Source organism: Streptomyces sp. NPDC031111 (assembly GCF_055570675.1).
The window spans coordinates 37,730-55,627 of record NZ_JBVIGS010000006.1 but is presented as its reverse complement, the minus strand read 5'-3'; the positions used below and the strand labels follow the sequence as shown (position 1 = coordinate 55,627).

The 17,898-nt window shown below is 73.4% G+C and carries 16 protein-coding genes; 6 read left to right on the top strand and 10 right to left on the bottom strand.

Annotated features, from left to right (window positions below; genetic code table 11):
* Window positions 1-416: 416 nt before the first annotated feature.
* The 3 genes from ACZ470_RS14695 to ACZ470_RS14685 are packed head-to-tail and all read right to left on the bottom strand — an operon-like array spanning window position 417 to window position 4,005.
* Window positions 417-2,978 carry an ABC transporter permease gene (locus tag ACZ470_RS14695; RefSeq protein WP_468427262.1) on the bottom strand — a complete coding sequence of 854 codons (2,562 nt, stop codon included), beginning with the start codon at window positions 2,976-2,978 and terminating at the stop codon, window positions 417-419.
* Window positions 2,975-3,727, bottom strand: a complete 753-nt coding sequence (locus tag ACZ470_RS14690; RefSeq protein ID WP_468427261.1) for an ABC transporter ATP-binding protein — start codon at window positions 3,725-3,727, stop codon at window positions 2,975-2,977. The genes ACZ470_RS14695 and ACZ470_RS14690 overlap by 4 nt, the downstream gene beginning before the upstream one ends.
* On the bottom strand, window positions 3,724-4,005 hold the full coding sequence (locus tag ACZ470_RS14685; protein ID WP_468427260.1) for an SHOCT domain-containing protein: 282 nt from the start codon (window positions 4,003-4,005) through the stop codon (window positions 3,724-3,726). Before ACZ470_RS14685 ends, ACZ470_RS14690 begins: the two co-directional genes overlap by 4 nt.
* Window positions 4,006-4,207: 202 nt before the next feature.
* On the opposite strand from ACZ470_RS14685, the gene ACZ470_RS14680 reads away from it, so the two are divergent.
* Both ACZ470_RS14680 and ACZ470_RS14675 read left to right on the top strand, forming a co-directional pair.
* A complete protein-coding gene (locus ACZ470_RS14680) occupies window positions 4,208-4,789 on the top strand; it encodes a TetR/AcrR family transcriptional regulator (protein WP_468427259.1) in 582 nt (193 codons plus the stop codon).
* A gap of 11 nt (window positions 4,790-4,800) precedes the next feature.
* Entirely contained in the window at window positions 4,801-5,385 is a 585-nt protein-coding gene (locus ACZ470_RS14675) for a DUF4865 family protein (protein ID WP_468427258.1), read from the top strand.
* An 8-nt stretch (window positions 5,386-5,393) separates the two neighbouring features.
* Here the strand turns inward: ACZ470_RS14675 and ACZ470_RS14670 are convergent, their stop codons facing one another.
* The 4 genes from ACZ470_RS14670 to ACZ470_RS14655 are packed head-to-tail and all read right to left on the bottom strand — an operon-like array spanning window position 5,394 to window position 8,704.
* The gene (locus tag ACZ470_RS14670; protein WP_468427257.1) at window positions 5,394-5,816 is read right to left on the bottom strand and encodes a PPOX class F420-dependent oxidoreductase; all 423 of its coding nucleotides are present in this window, start codon (window positions 5,814-5,816) and stop codon (window positions 5,394-5,396) included.
* Between the two features lie 17 nt (window positions 5,817-5,833).
* Window positions 5,834-6,787 (bottom strand): NAD(P)-dependent oxidoreductase, encoded by a 954-nt coding sequence (locus tag ACZ470_RS14665; RefSeq protein ID WP_468427256.1) that lies wholly within the window; start codon window positions 6,785-6,787, stop codon window positions 5,834-5,836.
* Window positions 6,774-8,012: an ROK family protein gene (locus ACZ470_RS14660; protein WP_468427255.1), complete on the bottom strand. Its 1,239-nt coding sequence runs from the start codon at window positions 8,010-8,012 to the stop codon at window positions 6,774-6,776. Before ACZ470_RS14660 ends, ACZ470_RS14665 begins: the two co-directional genes overlap by 14 nt.
* Before the next feature lie 41 nt (window positions 8,013-8,053).
* Entirely contained in the window at window positions 8,054-8,704 is a 651-nt protein-coding gene (locus ACZ470_RS14655; protein WP_468427254.1) for an alpha-ketoglutarate-dependent dioxygenase AlkB family protein, read from the bottom strand.
* 67 nt (window positions 8,705-8,771) lie between these two features.
* On the opposite strand from ACZ470_RS14655, the gene ACZ470_RS14650 reads away from it, so the two are divergent.
* A complete protein-coding gene (locus ACZ470_RS14650; protein WP_468427601.1) occupies window positions 8,772-9,905 on the top strand; it encodes a methyltransferase in 1,134 nt (377 codons plus the stop codon).
* 1 nt (window position 9,906) lies between these two features.
* Here ACZ470_RS14650 and ACZ470_RS14645 read toward each other — a convergent pair whose 3' ends face one another.
* Window positions 9,907-10,767 (bottom strand): class II fructose-bisphosphate aldolase, encoded by an 861-nt coding sequence (locus tag ACZ470_RS14645; protein ID WP_468427253.1) that lies wholly within the window; start codon window positions 10,765-10,767, stop codon window positions 9,907-9,909.
* Between the two features lie 21 nt (window positions 10,768-10,788).
* Window positions 10,789-11,670, bottom strand: a complete 882-nt coding sequence (locus ACZ470_RS14640; RefSeq protein ID WP_468427252.1) for an SIS domain-containing protein — start codon at window positions 11,668-11,670, stop codon at window positions 10,789-10,791.
* 125 nt (window positions 11,671-11,795) lie between these two features.
* On the opposite strand from ACZ470_RS14640, the gene ACZ470_RS14635 reads away from it, so the two are divergent.
* Both ACZ470_RS14635 and ACZ470_RS14630 read left to right on the top strand, forming a co-directional pair.
* The gene (locus tag ACZ470_RS14635; RefSeq protein ID WP_468427251.1) at window positions 11,796-12,575 is read left to right on the top strand and encodes a DeoR/GlpR family DNA-binding transcription regulator; all 780 of its coding nucleotides are present in this window, start codon (window positions 11,796-11,798) and stop codon (window positions 12,573-12,575) included.
* A gap of 86 nt (window positions 12,576-12,661) precedes the next feature.
* Window positions 12,662-14,497 (top strand): glycoside hydrolase family 15 protein, encoded by a 1,836-nt coding sequence (locus ACZ470_RS14630; RefSeq protein ID WP_468427250.1) that lies wholly within the window; start codon window positions 12,662-12,664, stop codon window positions 14,495-14,497.
* 3 nt (window positions 14,498-14,500) lie between these two features.
* On the opposite strand, the gene ACZ470_RS14625 is transcribed toward ACZ470_RS14630, so the two are convergent.
* Entirely contained in the window at window positions 14,501-15,454 is a 954-nt protein-coding gene (locus tag ACZ470_RS14625; protein WP_468427249.1) for a hypothetical protein, read from the bottom strand.
* Between the two features lie 178 nt (window positions 15,455-15,632).
* Here ACZ470_RS14625 and ACZ470_RS14620 point away from each other — a divergent pair, with 178 nt between their 5' ends.
* The gene (locus tag ACZ470_RS14620) at window positions 15,633-17,888 is read left to right on the top strand and encodes a heavy metal translocating P-type ATPase (protein WP_468427248.1); all 2,256 of its coding nucleotides are present in this window, start codon (window positions 15,633-15,635) and stop codon (window positions 17,886-17,888) included.
* Window positions 17,889-17,898: the final 10 nt, after the last annotated feature.

Genomic DNA, 17,898 nt, shown 5'->3' with positions numbered 1-17,898 from the left:
CCAGGGGTGTCGCGCCGTCCCGCGCTGCCGCCCCGCGGCACCACTGCCCACGGAGAGCGGCACACCGAGCCGGGGCGGCGGCTACTCCCAGGCGACCACGGAGGAGCGTCGCGCCGTCCGGCGCCGCCGCCCTGCGGCACGACTGCCCGCGGAGAGCGGCACACCGAGCCGGGGCAGCGGTTACCCCGAGGCGACCACGGAGGAGCGTCACGCCGTCCCGCGCCGCCGCCCCGCGGCGCGGCTGCTCGCGGAGAGCCAGGGATGTCGCGCCGTCCCGCGGGGCGGCTGCTCGCGGGGAGCCAGGGATGTCGCGCCGTCCCGCAGCGCGGCTGCTCGCGGGGAGCCAGGGGTGTCGCCCGGCGCGACACCCCTCCGTGGCGGCCATGGAGGGGTGTCGCGCCGGGCGGTGTGCCGGGTTACTCCGTGGCGATCGCGGTCAGGGGGTTCAGGTGGGAGGCTCGGTGGGCTGGGCGGAGGGATGCCAGGGCGCCTGCGGTCAGGCCCACCAGGGCCACCACCGCGAGTTGCACGGGCGGCAGGGCGAAGGCGAACGCGCTGTCGCTCGCGCCGTCGGAGGCCTCCACCAGGACCCAGCCCAGGAACGTACCGAGGGCGAGCCCGCCCGCGGTGCCGAACGCGGCGACCAGGACCGACTCCCAGCGGACCATCGCCCGCAGCTGGGAGCGGGTCTGGCCGACGGCCCTGAGCAGACCCAGTTCCCGGGTGCGTTCGTGGATCGCCAGCGTCAGCGTGTTGGCGATGCCGAGCAGCGCGATGAGCACGGCCAGCGCGAGCAGCGCGTAGACGAGCGTGAGCATCATGTCGATGCCGCCCGCCGAGGACCGCGCGTACTCGTCGCGGGTCTGGACCTCGGGGTTGCCGTAGTCGTCGGCGACCTGGCGCACCGCGGCCTTGCCCGCGTCGGTGTCCACGCCGTCGGCGAAGGTCACCGCGACTAGGGTGTCGGCGTCCTGGGTGCGGTGCGGTGCCCAGGCCGCACGGGTGATGACGTAGTCGCCGGCGAGTTCGGAACGCCCGTAGACGGCACGGACCGTGAAGGTCCGCTCGTCCCCGTCGGTGAAGCGGAGCCGGGTGGTGTCCCCGGGAGTCACACCCAGCCGCTCGGCCTCCCGCTCCGTGACGGCGATGCCGTCGGTGCCCAGCGCGTCGAGGGAGCCGGTGACCTCGCCGAGGTCGAAGGCGCGGCCCAGCGCGCCCGGGTCCGTGACGGTCAACGCCCGTCCGTCGCCGTCGACTTCGGCGACGCCCCGGCCCAGCCCGACGGCGGTGTCCACCTCGGGCAGCTCCGCGACCGCGCCGGCCAGCCGGGGGCTCAGTCCGCTGCCGCCGGCCCCGAACGACGGTGCGCTGACGGCGACGTCGCCCGCGAAGGACCGTGAGACGGTCTGGTCCATCGTGGCCTTCAGCGACGCCCCGAACACCGTGAACAGGGAGACGACCGCGACGCCGATCATCAGCGCGCTCGCGGTGGCGGCCGTCCGCCTCGGGCTGCGCAGGGCGTTGCGCCGGGCGAGGGAGCCGGTGACGCCGCGCAGCCGGTCCAGCGGGCCGCCGAGGAGACGCACGGCGGTGGAGGACGCGACGGGCCCGAGGACCACGAAGGCGACCAGGGCCAGGACCGCGCCGGTTCCGGCCAGCCAGACGGACGGGGAGACCAGGACGCCGGTGAGCGTGACGGCGACCGCCAGGGCGGCGAGACCCGCACCGGCGACCGCGCGGGCGCGGGAGGCACCGGAGGTGTCGACGGCCGTCTCGCGCAGCGCGGCCAGCGGTGCGGTGCGCCCCGCGCGTACGGCGGGCAGCAGGGCGGAGCCCAGGCAGACCACGACGCCCACCGCGAGCGGCAGCAGCAGCGACACCGGACCGATCACCAGCGCGCCCTCGGGGAAGGGGAAGCCGATCGCCGGGAACAGCGCCTGGAGTCCCGCCGCGATGCCGATGCCGCCCGCCAGTCCGGCCGCGGACGCGGTCACGGCGACCGCGCCCGCCTCCACCAGGGTGGCGGCGGTGACCTGCCGACGCGAGGCACCCAGCGCCCGCAGCAGGGCGTTCTCGCGGGTGCGCTGGGCGACGACGATCGCGAAGGTGTTGTGGATGGAGAAGGTCGCCACCAGCAGGGCGACGCCGGAGAACACCAGCAGGAACAGGGTGAAGATGCTCAGGAACTGGCCGGAGATCATCTCGTTGTTCTCCTCGGCCGACTCCTGGCCGGTGATGGCCTCGACGCCCTCGGGAAGTGCGGGAGCCAGCCGGTCGACCAGTTCCTCCTGGCTCACGCCCGGTCCGGCCCGCACGAGGATGCTCGCCGCCTCGCCGGGACGGGCCGTCAGATACCTCTCGGCGTCGGCCCGGGTCATGCCGGTGAAGGTCACCTGGGCCATGCCGTCCTCACCGCCGAAGGTGGCGAGACCGACGACGGTCACCCGGACCGGGTCGGGGGTGCGCAGCACGGTCGTGTCGCCGATCTCCAGGCCGCCCCGCTCGGCGGCACCGCGGTTCACCACGACCTCCCCGGACTTCTGCGGAACCCGTCCCTCGGCGAGGCGGTACGGGTTGAGTTCGGGGTCGGTGATCCAGTTGCCGGCGAGGGTGGGCGGCCCCTGGCCGCCGATCGGCTCGCCGTCGGTGCCGACGAGCTGTCCGGCGCCCTGGATGTCGGGGGCGGCCGCCGCGACGCCCGGGACCCGCTCCACGGTGCGTACCAGGTCCGCGGGGACCGGCTGCCGTACCCCCTGGCTCTCCCCGGGTGTGGTGATGGCGTCGGCGCTGCGCACGACGGCATCGGTGCCGCGGGCCGCGTTGCCGAACATGCTGTCGAAGCTGGCGCGCAGTGTGTCGCCCATGACGAGCGTCCCGGCCAGGAAGGCGACGCCGAGGAACACGGCGAGGAACGTCCCGGCGAAGCGCCGCCTGTGGGCGCGCAGGGAGGACACGCTCAGACGCAGGGAGGTGTTCATGAGGGCACCTCGAAGGCTTTCATCCGGTCCAGGACCGCGTCGGCGGCCGGGGACTCCATCCGGTCGACCAGCCGTCCGTCGGCGAGGAAGACCACCTCGTCGGCGTGGGCGGCGGCCACCGGGTCGTGGGTGACCATGACGACGGTGCGGCCGGTCTGCCGTACGGTGCGCCCGAGCAGCCCGAGCACCTCCTCGCCGGAGCGGGAGTCGAGGTTGCCGGTCGGCTCGTCGGCGAAGACGACGTCCGGCCGGCCGGCGAACGCCCGGGCCACCGCGACGCGTTGCTGCTGCCCGCCGGAGAGTTCGCTCGGCCGGTGCCGCAGCCGGTCGCGCAGGCCCACGACGTCGATCAGGGCGTCGATCCACTCGGGGTCTCCCCCGCCGCCCGCGAGATCGAGCGGCAGGGTGATGTTCTCCGCGACGGTGAGCGTCGGCACCAGGTTGTACGCCTGGAACACGAAGCCCACGCGGTCGCGGCGCAGCAGGGTGAGGCGGCGGTCGTCGAGGCCGCCCAGTTCCGTGTCGCCGATCCAGGCGGCTCCGGAGGTGAGGGTGTCCAGTCCGGCCGCGCAGTGCATCAGGGTCGACTTGCCGGAGCCCGAGGGCCCCATGATCGCGGTGAAGCGGCCGGCCGGGAAGGTCAGGTTCACCCCGTCCAGGGCCCGTACGGCGGTGTCGCCGGCGCCGTACACCTTGACGGCGTCGACGACCCGGGCGGCGGTCCGGGTGCCGGTGGTCGTGGCGGTCATCGGGCACCGCCCTTGCCGTGCCGGCCGAACTGCTCGTCCAGGACGGACAGCCGGCGCCAGTACTCGTCCTCGTCGATCTCGCCTGAGGCGAAGCGGTGGCCGAGCACCGTGATGGGCGAGTCGTCCTCCGCCGTGGGCCGTCCGGGTCCGCGGCGTCCGCGCCACACAGTGCGGCGCAGGAGGGCGATCCCGCCGCCGATGACCAGGGCCCAGATCAGGGGGACGAGCAGGATCCACGGGCCGGGGCCGCCGTCGCCGAAGTGCGCCAGGGTCTGCATGATCGTTCAACTCCTCGGACGGGTCGTCTCGTCGCTCCTTGCGCGACACCTCCGAGAGTCGTCCCGCGAGGGGGTTCCCGTCGTCGTACGGCCAGCGGCACCGCGCGTACCTCCCGGGGAGTACGGGGCGGCGGAACGCCTGCTCCCTCGGCGACCGGGGAACCCTCGCCTTCTGTACCTACTGGTATGTACAGTGTCTTCCATGAGCACGTCCGAGCGACTGATCGAGTCCACCCGCGAGCTGCTGTGGGAGCGGGGCTACGTGGGCACCAGCCCGAAGGCGATCCAGGAGCGGTCGGGCGCGGGCCAGGGCAGCATGTACCACCACTTCAAGGGCAAGCCCGATCTCGCGCTGGCCGCGATCCGCCGGACCGCGGAGGAGATGCGGGCCGGCGCCGCGGGTGTGCTCGACGGTCCCGGCACACCGTACGAGCGGATCGCGGCGTATCTGCTGCGCGAGCGCGATGTGCTGCGCGGCTGTCCGGTCGGACGGCTCACCATGGACCCGGACGTCGTCGCCGACGAGTCGCTGCGCGCACCGGTGGACGAAACCCTGGACTGGCTGCGCACCCGGCTCGCCGGAATCGTCGAAGAGGGCAAGGAGCGGGGCGAGTTCGCGCCGGGACTGGACGGCGGGGAGATCGCGGCGGCCGTCGTCGCGACCGTCCAGGGGGGCTACGTACTGGCCCGCGCCTCCGGCTCCCCCGCCGCGTTCGACGCGGGGGTGCGCGGACTGCTCGCCCTGCTCGCGCCGCGGGAGCGCCGGTCCGTCGACTTCCCTTGAGGAGAACTCCGTTGCACGCCCTTCAGTACGAACTCACCCTGCCCGCCGACTACGACATGCGGATCATCAGGGACCGCGTGGCCCGGCGCGGGCATCTGCTCGACGCGTGGCCGGGCCTCGGCGTCAAGGCGTATCTGGTGCGCGAGCGCGGGGTGCACGGATCCCCCGTCAACCAGTACGCGCCGTTCTACCTGTGGAACACCGTCGAGGGCATGAACGCCTTCCTCTGGGGCGGCGGCTTCCAGGGCATCGCCGACGACTTCGGACGTCCCCCCGTGCGGCAGTGGACGGGACTGGCCCACGAGGAGGGGGAGGCCCCGACCGCTCCGGCGGCCGTCGCCGTACGGCACCGGCGTCCCGTTCCGGACGGGGTGCGGGTGGGCGAGGTGGCCGAGGAGGCGGCCGGGGAGTGCGCGCGGCTGGCCGGCCGGGAGGGCTCACTGCTCGCGGCGGCCGGCGTGGACACCGCGCGCTGGGAGCTGGTGAGCTTCTCGCTCTGGAGCCATGACGCGCCCGACGCGGAAGGCGAGGTCTTCCAGGTGCTGCACCTGTCGGCGCCGGAACGGGACCTGTTGCCCCGCGGGCGCCAGTGGTGAACGCGCGGTCAGGTGGACGCCTGGCCGCTGTCCTTCATCGCGCCCCAGCCGTGCCAGCGCTCGACCTCGAGCCAGGCGCTGACCCGGGGCCGCTCGCGGTCCGGGTACGGGTTGCCCGTGTAGTGCCGGGAGAGCCGGTCGATGTCGGCCAGGCCCTCGTCGTCGTACAGGTCGGCAACGCGGCCGATGAGGGTGACGTGGGTGTACCAGTCGTCCCCGGCCAGCACGGTGAGGGTGACGCGCGGGTCGCGGCGGACGTGCTGGAGACGGACCCGGCCCTCGTCGAAGTTCATCAGGGCGCGGCCGTCCTCCCACAGATACCAGGTGGGCGTGGAGACGGGCGCGCCGTCGGAGCGCAGCGTGGCCATGACGCTGGGATTGGGCCTGCGCAGCAGTTCGTCGGCCTCGGGAGGAAGCGGGGGCTTGGACACAAGGCACTCCTCGGTGCTCAGACGGCGGGCCCGTCGTCGAAACTGGCGTAGTAGGCGGCGGCCATGTCCTCGTCGCCGTGGCCCTGGGCGTCGGCCCGCTCGAACCGCTCGGCGCTCGCGGCGGCGACGTCCAGGCGGACCCCGTGCTGTTCCCCGGCCCGCACGATCAGCCGGGCGTCCTTGGCGGCGGTGGTCACGGCGAACTGGGCCGGGGACAGCCGCCCGTCCAGGATCATCCCGGCCTTGGCGTGCAGGTACCCCATGTCGAGCGGGCCACCGGCGATGAGGTCGAAGAATCCTTCCGGTGCGACGTCGAGCGCCTTGGCCAGGGCGAGTGCCTCACCGGCCGCGGTGGTCGCGGCGAGCACCCAGCTGTTGGCGACCAGCTTCAGCCGGGTCGCGGCGGCCGTCGCGCCGTCCTCGCCGGCCCATACGGTGCGGGCGCCCACCGCGTCGAACACCGGTGCCACCGTGTCCCGGCCCTCGGCGGGGCCGGCTGCGAGCACGGTCAACTGACCGGCCTCGGCGGGCTGGCGGGTGCCCAGGACCGGGGCGTCGTAGAAGAGCAGACCGTGCTCCCGGGCGAGGCCGGCCAGTTCGGCGACGCCCTCGATGCCCGCGGTGGTGGACTGCGCCCAGACGGTTCCGCGGCGCAGGGCGGGCGCGGCCTGACGCATCGTCTCCAGGGTGGCCGGGCCGTCGTACAGCATGGTGAGGACGACGTCGGCGGACTCGACCGCCTCGGCGGGGGTGCCGGCGATGTGCGCGCCGTCGGCGGCGAGGGGCTCGGACTTGGCGCGGGTGCGGTTCCAGGCGCGCACGGTGTGCCCGGCGCGGAGGAGGTTGCGGGCCATCGCGGCGCCCATGATGCCGGTGCCCAGGACGCTGACGGTGAGCTGGTGGGTCATGAAATCGGCTTTCTGTTGGTCCGTCGGGCCGGCTGCCCTGTGCTCGCGGTTACACCAGTGCACCAAGAGGATCGTCCAGGACCGGCTGCCAGGCCAGTTCCGCCGCGCCGACCAGGCTGTTGTGGTCCAGGGTGCAGGGGAGGATGGGGACGCTTCCGCTGCGGCCCCACAGGCTGCGGTCGGCGACGACGGCGCGGAGCCGCTCGGGGTCGGCCTCCAGCAGGGTGCGGTGCAGGCCGCCGAGGATGATCCGGTCGGGGTTGAGGATGTTCACCAGTCCGGCCAGGCCGAGGCCGAGGCGGTCGATGAGGGACTCGGTCGCGGTACGCACCCCGGGGTCGTCGTACTGGCCGCGGATCAGGTCGTCGGCCTGCTTCAGCAGGGACATCTCGGGGCCCGGCGCGCGTCCCGCCGCGGTGAGGAGGGCCAGCGGGTCCGCCTCGACGTCGAGACAGCCCCGGCTGCCGCAGTGGCAGGGGCGGCCCTCGGGGTTGACGGTGAGATGGCCGACCTCCAGCGCGAGACCCGAACTTCCCGAGTGCAGGCGGCCGTCGAGCACCAGCGCGCCGCCGACACCGCGGTGGCCGGTGGCCACGCACAGCAGGTCGCGGGCGCCGCGCCCGGCGCCGTGCCGGTGTTCGGCGAGGGCGGCGAGGTTGACGTCGTTGGCCGCGAAGGCGGGCCCGTCGAGGCCGGCCGCGCGCACCTGCTCGGCGAAGATCTCCCGCACCGGGGCGCCCGCGGGCCAGGCCAGGTGCAGGGGGTTGAGGGCCAGCCCCTCCGGTTCGGCCACCGCCGAGGGCACCGCGAGACCGGCGCCGACGCACCGCCGCCCGGTCTCCCGCAGCAGGTCGGCACCGGCCGCGACGACGGAGCCGAGCACCTTCGCCGGGTCCGCGTCGACCACCTCGCAGCCGGGCGCCGTGGCGACGATACGGCCGCCCAGCCCGACCAGGGCCGCCCGGAACCCGTCGGCGTGCACCTGCGCGGCGAGCGCCACGGGGCCGTCCTCGGCGACCGAGAGGCGGTGCGAGGGGCGCCCCTGCGAACCGGCCGCCGCACCGGGCCGGGCGTCCACCCGGATCAGCCCGAGCGCCTCCAGCTCCGCCGCGACCGCACCGGCCGTCGCGCGGGTCACGCCGAGTTCGGCGGTGAGCACCGCCCGGGTCGGCGCGCGTCCGGTGTGCACGAGCTCCAGTGCGGGTCCGAGCGCGCCGCGCCCCCGGTCCAGCCGCGTCCTCGAGGTGGTCCCTTCCCCCGCCGGCCGGGGGTCCGCCTTCCCGCTCATGAAGGCGAGTCTCCCATGATCCGCAAGCCGGCGCGGACCGACTACAGGCCGCTCACCCGCAAGGTGATGTTCAGCCGTCCGATGAGCCCCAACTCCGGCGGCCCGGTGCCCGCGTGCACCCGGGGCACCCCGTGGTAGGCGAGCCGGGACGGCCCGCCGAACACGAACAGGTCGCCGCTGCGCAGCTCCAGGTCCGTCCAGGGGCGGGAGCGGGATTCCGTGGTGCCGAAGCGGAAGACACAGGTGTCGCCGAGGCTCAGCGACACCACCGGTGCGTCCGACTTCTCGTCGCTGTCCCGGTGCATGCCCATGCGGGCGTCCGCGTCGTAGAAGTTGACGAGCGCGATGTCGTAGGCGGCTCCCCGTGCGGCGTGCGTACCGAGCGCGTCGGTGACCGCCCGACGGCCGAGCTCGCCGAGCCGTCCGGGGAACGGCTTCACCGGGGCGCCGTCACCGTCGACGACCGTGCGGGCGTAGCCGTACGGGTACCAGTGCCATCCGAGACAGACCTGCCGGGCGGTCATGGTGCCGCCGCCGGGGGTGCGGACGGTACGCAGTCCGGCGGGCGGTCTGCTCCACTCCCGGCAGGCTTCCAGCAGCTCGCGCTGCTCACGCGCGTCCAGCCAGTCCGGCACGTGCACCGCGCCCGGCGCGATCTCGCCGCGTGTCCGGGGGAACAGTTCGGCGTCCATGTCCCCATCCTGCCGGACGCGCCCTGATCTGCGGCTCCGCTAGCCTGGTCGGACGATGAACGACCGTATGACGACTCCGTGGGGCGAGCCGGTGCTGGCCCGGTTTCCCGAGGATCCGCGGGACGGGCTGCGTGCCTGGGACGCGTCCGACGCGTATCTCCTCCGGCATCTCGCCGACCGGCAGGTCCCGCTGTCCGGCACCGTGGTGGTCGTCGGCGACCGCTGGGGCGCGCTGGTCACGGCGCTCGCCGCGCACCGTCCGACGCAGATCACCGACTCCTGGCTCGGACAGGAGGCGACCCGCGCGAACCTCGCCCGCAACGGCGTCGAGCCGGGCACGGTCCGGCTGCTCACCACGCAGGATCCCCCGCCGGGCCGGATCGACGTGCTGCTGGTCCGTGTCCCGAAGAGCCTGGCGCTGCTGGAGGACCAGCTGCTGCGGCTGGCGCCGGCGGTGCACGAGGGCACGGTCGTCGTCGGCACCGGCATGGTGAAGGAGATCCACACCTCGACGCTGGACCTCTTCGAGCGGATCCTCGGCCCGACCAGGACCTCGCTCGCCGAGCGGAAGGCACGGCTGATCCTGTGCACGCCGGATCCCGCGCTCGCGCGCCCCGCGAACCCCTGGCCGTACCGCTACACGCTTCCCGACGGCATCGGCCCGGTCTCCGGCCGGACCGTCGTCAACCACGCGGGCGTCTTCTGCGCCGACCGCCTGGACATCGGCACCCGCTTCTTCCTGGGGCATCTGCCCGCCGGCGGGGGCGGCGGCCGGGTGGTGGACCTGGGCTGCGGCAACGGCGTCGTCGGTACGGCGGTGGCGCTGGCCGATCCGCGGGCCGAGGTGCTGTTCGTGGACGAGTCCTTCCAGGCGGTCGCGTCCGCCGAAGCCACCTACCGGGAGAACGACGTCCCGGGGCACGCCGAGTTCCGGGTGGGCGACGGACTGTCGGGCATACCGGCCGGCAGCGTCGACCTGGTGCTCAACAACCCGCCCTTCCACTCCCACCAGGCGACCACCGACGCCACGGCCTGGCGCATGTTCACCGGCGCCCGGCGCACCCTGCGCCGGGGCGGCGAACTGTGGGTGGTCGGCAACCGTCACCTGGGGTACCACGTGAAGCTGCGCCGGCTGTTCGGCAACAGCGAAGTGGTGGCGTCGGACCCGAAGTTCGTCGTGCTGAGGGCCGTGAAGCGGTAGGTCAGGACGGCGCCGGGCCCAGGGCCGCGATGACGCCCGCCACCGCCCGTGTCATCGCCGCGCGGCCCACGGTGAGGTAGCCGCGGGAGTCGACGGCCTCCGGACGGTCGGTGAGGTACTGCCTGATCGCGCCGGTCATGGCGATGTTCAGGGCCGTTCCGACGTTGACCTTGGCGATACCGCCGGTGACCGCCGCGGTGAGTTCGTCGTCGGGCAGGCCGGAGGAACCGTGCAGGACGAGGGGGACGTCGACGGTGGCGGCCAGCCGTTTGAGGAGGGTGTGGTCGATCGTGGCGGTGCGGGTGGTCATGGCGTGGGTGGTGCCGATGGCGACGGCCAGCGCGTCCACGCCGGAGTCGGTGACGAAGGCGCGTGCCCGGTCGGGGTCGGTTCGGGCGCCTGGGGCGTGGGGGTCCGGCGCGGGCCGGCCGGGCTTGCCGCCGATCTCGCCCAGCTCGGCCTCGATCCAGAGCCCGTGGGCGTGGGCCCAGTCGACGGCGGCCCGGGTCGCGGCGAGGTTGTCGGCGTAGGGCAGCCGGGCCGCGTCGTACATGACGGAGCCGAAGCCGGCGTCCGGAGCCTGGCGCAGCAGGTCGTCGCTCTGGACGTGGTCGAGGTGGAGGGCGACGGGGACGTCGGCGCGCTCGGCGGCTGCGACGGCGGCGCGGGCGAGCGGCAGCAGGCGTCCGTGGCGGAATCTGACGGCGTTCTCGCTGACCTGGAGGACGACGGGGGCGTTCGTCGACTCGGCGCCGGCGATGACGGCCTCGATGTGTTCGAGCGTGATGATGTTGAACGAGGCGACCGCTGAGCGGTTCGCGGCGGCGCGGTCGACGAGCTCGCCGGTGGTGGTGAGGGGCACGGTCCGTCCTTTCCGGGCGGGTCAGGGCGTGAGGACGACCGAGCGGGTGAGGTGGCGGGGCCGGTCGGGGTCCAGTCCCCGGGAGGCGGCGACGGCGACCGCGAGCCGTTGGGCGCGGACGAGTTCGGCGAGCGGGTCGAGGGTGCCCTCGATCCACAGTCCGCCGGTGTCGCGGACCTGCTGGGCCAGTCCCTCCGGGGCGCCACCGAACATCCAGGTCGCGGTGCCGGTGGTGGTGATGCTGATGGGGCCGTGCCGGTACTCCATCGCCGGGTAGGCCTCGGTCCAGGCGAGGGCGGCCTCGCGCATCTTCAGACCGGCCTCGTTGGCCAGGCCGACGGTCCAGCCCCGGCCGAGGAAGGTGAACTGGCGGCAGTCGACGAGCCCTTCGGGCAGCGGTGTGCCGAGGGCCGTGCGCCCGTCCGCGACGACGGCGTCTCCGTGCAGGCCCAGGTGGGCGCGGAGCAGGGTGAGGGCCGTGGTGGCGAACCGGGTCTGGACGACGGAGCGTTCGTCCGCGTAGTCGAGGACGACCGTCTCGTCGGCGATCGACATCACGGGGGTGGCCGGGTCGGCGGTGACCGCGGTGGTCCGGGTGCCGCCCTTCAGCCGACCCAGCAGGTCGAGCACCTCGGTCGTGGTGCCCGAGCGGGTGAGGGCGACCACCCGGTCGTAGGCGCGGTGGTGCGGGAACTCCGAGGCGGCGAAGGCGTCGGTCTCGCCCCCGCCCGCGCCCTCGCGCAGGGCCGCGACGGCCTGCGCCATGAAGTACGAGGTGCCGCAGCCGACCACCGCGACCCGCTCCCCCGGTGCCGGCAGGGCCCGGATGTGCGCGGGGGCCTGCGCGGCGGCGCGGCTCCAGCACTCGGGCTGGCTGTTCAGTTCGTCCTCGACATGGGTCATGCCCACACCCCCAAAGCCTCGATGCTTGTTCTTGCAAGATTGAGCGATGTTTCGAGCAATTTCAAGCATGCAGCCGGACGAGGGGTGCGTTAGGGTCACCGGAGAGCGAGGGAACGGGAGGGCGGATGTCGCGGGACGCCCGCTGGAAGGCGCTGCTGGAGCTGCTCGTGGAGCGCGGCCGGCTGGACGTCGAGGAGGCGGCGACCGAGCTGGCGGTGTCGGCTGCGACGATCCGGCGCGACTTCGACCAGCTGGCCGAGCAGCAGATGCTGGTGCGCACCCGGGGCGGCGCGGTGGTGCACGGGGTGTCGTACGAGCTGCCGCTGCGCTACAAGACGGCCCGGCACGCCTCGGAGAAGCAGCGGGTCGCGAAGGCGGTGGCGGATCTCGTCGCGCCGGGCGAGGCGGTGGGACTGACCGGCGGCACGACCACCACGGAGGTGGCGCGGGCCCTGGCGGTACGCGGTGACCTCTCCTCCGGGTCGCCCGCGCTGACGGTGGTGACGAACGCGCTCAACATCGCGAACGAGCTGGCCGTACGCCCGCAGTTCAAGATCGTGCTGACCGGCGGGGTGGCGCGGGCCCAGTCGTACGAACTGGTCGGGCCGCTCGCCGACGGGGTGCTGGGCCAGATCACCCTCGATGTGGCGGTGCTCGGTGTCGTCGGCTTCGACGCCGTGCACGGGGCGGCGGCCCACGACGAGGCGGAGGCCGCGATCAACCGGCTGCTCTGCGAGCGGGCCGAGCGGGTGATCGTGGCCGCCGACTCCAGCAAGCTGGGCCGGCGGGCGTTCGCCCGGATCTGCGCGGCGGAGTCGGTGGACACCCTGGTCACGGACTCGGGCGCGGACCCGGAAGCGGTCCGCCGGTTCGAGGAGGCGGGTCTGCGGGTCGTCGTGACCTGAGCCCCTCACCCCTCTCCGGAGCCGGAGCCGCCGATGCTGCCTAAGCTGGCAGATGAGGCGAGGCGTGCCGGGCCAGGGAGGCTGCGATGGACGGGACGGCCGAGGAGCGGAACGCGTCCGGGAGGCGCGGGTACGTGCCGATCGCCGACCACGGGCTGATCGGCGATCTGCGCAGTGTGGCGCTGGTGGGCACCGACGGCACCATCGACTGGTACTGCTGCCCGTCCTTCGACGCGCCGAGCGTGTTCGGCGCGATCCTGGACGCCGAGCGGGGCGGCTGCTTCGAGCTGGCGGCGGCCGTGCCGGCCCGCACCAAGCAGTTCTACTTCCCCGACACCAATGTCCTGATCACCCGGTTCTTCACCGAGGACGGGGTCGGCGAGGTCCAGGACTTCATGCCGGTCGGCGGCACGGCGGTCGACGAGGCCCGGCACCGGCTGATCCGGCGGGTGCTGTGCGTACGCGGCTCCGTGCCGTTCCGGACGCGGGTGGCGCCGGCGTTCGCATACGGTTCCCGGTCCCACACCGTGCGGCTGACCGGCGGTGTCGCGGTCTTCGAGTCCGAGGCACTGTCCCTGGCGCTCACCGCAACGGTCCCCGTGGACGTCGACGGGGCGGATGTGCGGGCCGAGTTCAAGCTGACCGAGGGCGAGACGGCGGTGTTCGCGCTCGACCGGCTGGGCCCGGAGGTGGCTCCGAGCCGCTGCGAGTGCGGGGAGGCGGAGCGGCAGTTCGCCGCGACGGTGGCGTACTGGAGGCGATGGCTGTCGTCCTCACGGTACCGGGGCCGCTGGCGGGAGATGGTGCATCGCAGCGCCCTCACCCTGAAACTGCTCACCTACGCGCCGACCGGGGCGATCGTGGCGGCGCCGACGACCAGCCTGCCCGAGGAGTTCGGCGGGGAGCGCAACTGGGACTACCGGTACGTGTGGGTGCGCGACGCGGCGTTCTGCGTGTACGCGCTGCTGCGGCTGGGCTTCACGGAGGAGGCCGAGGCGTTCATGGCGTTCGTCTCCCGGCACATCAGCCCCGGCGACGGCAACCCGTCCGGCCCTCTCCAGATCATGTACGGCATCGACGGCCGCACCGACCTGCCCGAGCGCCAACTCGTCCATCTGGAGGGCCATCAGGGCTCGGCGCCGGTCCGTGTCGGCAACGCGGCGGCCGACCAGCTGCAACTCGACGTGTACGGGGCGCTGATCGACTCCATCTATCTCTACGACAAGTGGGCCGAGCCGATCTCCAGCGGGCAGTGGGACCATGTGACGGCGCTGGTTGACTGGGTCTGCGCGCACTGGGACCAGCCCGACGAGGGCATCTGGGAGACGCGCGGCGGACGGAAGAACTTCCTGTACTCGCGCCTGATGTGCTGGGTGGCGATCGAGCGGGCCATCCGGATGGCCAACCGGCGCGGTCTGCCCGCCGATCTCCCCCGCTGGCAGTCGATCCGCGACACCATCTACCGGCGCATCATGAGCCGGGGCTGGTCCGAGACGCGGAGGGCCTTCGTGCAGCACGAGGACGGGGACATGCTGGACGCGTCGGTGCTGATGATGCCGATGGCGAAGTTCATCGCGCCGACCGACCCGAAGTGGCTGTCGACGCTCGACTCCCTCACCGAGGACCTGGTGTCCGACTCGCTGGTCTACCGCTACGACCCGCTGGTGAGCCCCGACGGACTGCACGGCGACGAAGGCACCTTCTCCATCTGCTCGTTCTGGTACGTCGAGGCACTGACGCGGGCCGGGCGGCTCGACGAGGCGGCCCTCGCCTTCGAGAAGATGCTGACGTACGGCAACCATCTCGGCCTGTACGCCGAGGAGATCAGCCACACCGGGGAGCAACAGGGCAACTTCCCGCAGGCGTTCACCCACCTCGCCCTGATCAGCGCCGCGTTCAACCTGGACCGCGCCCTGGGCTGAGGCTCAGTGACCGTGCCCGTCGGAGTGTTCCGGCGTGCCGTCGGCCGGTGCCTGCTCCCCGGCTTGGACGGTGAACGCGGCTGTGCGAACGACCCCGTCGTGCTTGAAGTCCAGGAACAGCCGGTAGCTGCCGCCGCTGGGCGCCGTGGCCGTGAAGGAGACCGCCGGCCCGGACTCGGTCCTGCCGTCGCCCGGTTCGCCGTTGGGGTGGACGTGCAGGTAGGCCAGGTCCCCGTCCCGCAGGGCGACCAGGTGGCCGTAGGCGCCGAGGTAGGGCTGGAGATCGGTCACCGGCTCGCCGTCACGGGAGACGGACAGACGCAGTTCGCTCGCCCGCCCGGGAGTCAGGGCCCCGGTCAGCTCGACCTCGTAGCCGTCGACGCGGGCCGTGGCGGCGGCCGGCGGCAGCTCCTGGGGGCGGTAGGGGCCGGAGGCGGCGAGGTCGGCCCCGAGGGTGAGGTTCTCCGCGCCCTTCCGCGCCGGGGTGAAGTCGGCGAAGACCCGGTAGCCGCCGGCCCGGGGCAGATCGACGGGGGTGGTCCAGGTGCCGTCGGCGGCGCGGGTGGGGTGCAGATGCCGGTAGGTGAGCAGATCGCGGGAGGCCACGATGAGATGGAGTTCCTTGTCGTGCTCGCGGCGGTAGTCGGTGACCGGGCGGCCGTCGTCGTCCCGGACGGCGAAGCGCAGCTCGGCGCGTTGCCCGGCGGTGACGCGCGGGGTCTTCAGATCGAGGGTGTAGCCGCTCTCGGAGATCTGGAGCCCGCCGGCCGAGGGCGCCTCGTGTCCCGTGTGGCCTTCGCTCTCCTCCGCTCCCGGTGAGGAGGGGGTGTGCCGCTCGTCGTGCGCCGGCGGCCGGTCCGCGACGACCGGGTCGAGTCCCTCGCCGACGCCGTAGGCGGTGCCGAAGGTGGCGGCCAGGGCGGCGGCGAACGCGGTGATCTTCAGTCCGGTGTTCATGGCCGTAGCTCCTCGAAGTGGTGATCCGCGACTCACACCGAGCCGCTCCATGCAGCTCACAATACCCCTAGGGGGTACCAAGTCAAGCCGCATGGACACTTGCACCCAATACCCATGGGGGGTATACATGGAGATCGCCCGGCGGGTACCCCCGCCCCGTATGCACCCAGGAGCGATCATGACCGTCCCTACAGCCGGTACCGGTATCGACGCCGATGCCGAGGTGGAGCTCGCCATCGGCGGAATGACCTGCGCCTCGTGCGCCGCGCGGATCGAGAAGAAGCTCAACCGGATGGAGGGGGTCACCGCCACCGTCAACTACGCGACGGAGAAGGCAAAGGTGAGCTACGGCGGTGAGGTCACCGTCGGCGACCTGATCGCCACGGTCGAGGCCACCGGATACACGGCCCAGCAGCCCGCACCGCCCGACGAGCCGCCCGGGGAGGACGAAGCACCCGACGAACTCCGGCCGCTCAGGCAGCGGCTGGTCACAGCCGTGGCACTGGCCGTCCCCGTCATAGCGATGGCCATGATCCCCGCCCTCCAGTTCGAGTACTGGCAGTGGCTCTCCCTCACCCTGGCGGCCCCGGTCGTCACGTACGCGGCATGGCCGTTCCACAAGGCGGCGTTCACCAACGCCCGGCACGGCGCGGCCACCATGGACACCCTCATCTCGGTCGGCACCTCGGCCGCCTTCCTGTGGTCCCTGTGGGCGCTGTTCTTCGGCACCGCGGGCACCCCGGGCATGACGCACCCGTTCGAGCTGACCATCGCCCGCAGCGACGGCGCCGGGAACATCTACCTGGAGGCCGCCGCCGGGGTGACCGCCTTCATCCTGGCCGGCCGCTATTTCGAGGCCCGCGCCAAGCGCAAGGCCGGTGCGGCCCTGCGCGCCCTGCTCGAACTGGGCGCGAAGGACGTCACCGTGCTGACCCCCGAGAACGGGGAGAGGACGATCCCGGTGGCCGAGCTGCGGACCGGCGACCGCTTCCTGGTACGCCCCGGCGAGAAGATCGCGACCGACGGAACCGTGGTGGAGGGGTCCTCCGCGGTGGACGCCTCGATGCTCACGGGCGAGTCGGTGCCGGTGGAGGTGGCCGCCGGCGACCCGGTCACCGGGGCCACGATCAATGTCGGCGGCCGGCTCGTCGTGGAGGCCACGAGGGTGGGTGCCGACACCCAGCTCGCCCGTATGGCCCGGCTGGTCGAGGACGCGCAGAACGGCAAGGCCGCCGCCCAGCGGCTCGCCGACAGGATCTCCGCGGTCTTCGTCCCCGTCGTGATCGCCCTCGCCCTGGGCACCCTCGGCTTCTGGCTCGGCAACGGCGCCGGTCTCACGGCCGCGTTCACCGCCGCGGTGGCGGTCCTGATCATCGCCTGCCCGTGCGCCCTCGGCCTGGCGACGCCCACCGCTCTGATGGTGGGCACCGGCCGCGGCGCCCAGCTCGGCATCCTCATCAAGGGCCCTGAGGTCCTGGAGTCCACGCGCCGCGTCGACACGGTGGTCCTCGACAAGACCGGCACGGTGACCACGGGCCGGATGACCCTGCTGGCCGTCCACACCGCCGAGGGCACCGACGAGGCCGACGTGCTGCGGCTGGCGGGCGCCCTGGAACACGCCTCCGAGCACCCGATCGCGCGGGCCGTCGCCGACGGCGCACGGGAGAAGGTGGGCACGCTTCCCACGCCGGAGGACTTCGCGAACGTACCCGGACTCGGCGTGCAGGGCGTCGTCGAGGGGCACGCGGTCCTCGTCGGCCGGGAGGGCCTGCTCCGGGAGTGGGCCCTGGAGCTGCCCGAGGACCTGAAGCGGGCCCGGGAGCGGGCCGAGACGGCCGGACACACCGCCGTGCTGGCCGCCTGGGACGGTGAGGCGCGCGCGGTCCTGGAGATCGCCGACGCGGTGAAGGAGACCAGCCCCGAGGCGATCCGCCGGCTGCGGGCGCTCGGTCTGCGGCCGGTCCTGCTGACCGGGGACAACGAGGCGGTGGCCCGCTCCGTCGCCCGCGAGGTCGGCATCGAGGAGGTCATCGCCGAGGTGCTGCCGCAGGACAAGGTGGACGTCGTCAAGCGCCTTCAGGAAGAGGGCCGTTCGGTGGCTATGGTCGGCGACGGTGTCAACGACGCCGCCGCGCTCGCCCAGGCCGACCTGGGCCTGGCCATGGGCACCGGCACGGACGCGGCGATCGAGGCCGGCGACCTCACCCTGGTCCGCGGCGACCTGCGGGCCGCGGCGGACGCCATCCGGCTCGCCCGCCGCACCCTCGGCACCATCCGGTCCAACCTCTTCTGGGCCTTCGCCTACAACGTCGCCGCCCTGCCGCTCGCCGCGGCCGGACTGCTGAACCCGATGATCGCCGGAGCGGCCATGGCCTTCTCCTCGGTCTTCGTCGTCGGCAACTCCCTGCGCCTGCGCACCTTCCGGGCCGCCTGATCGCTCCCGT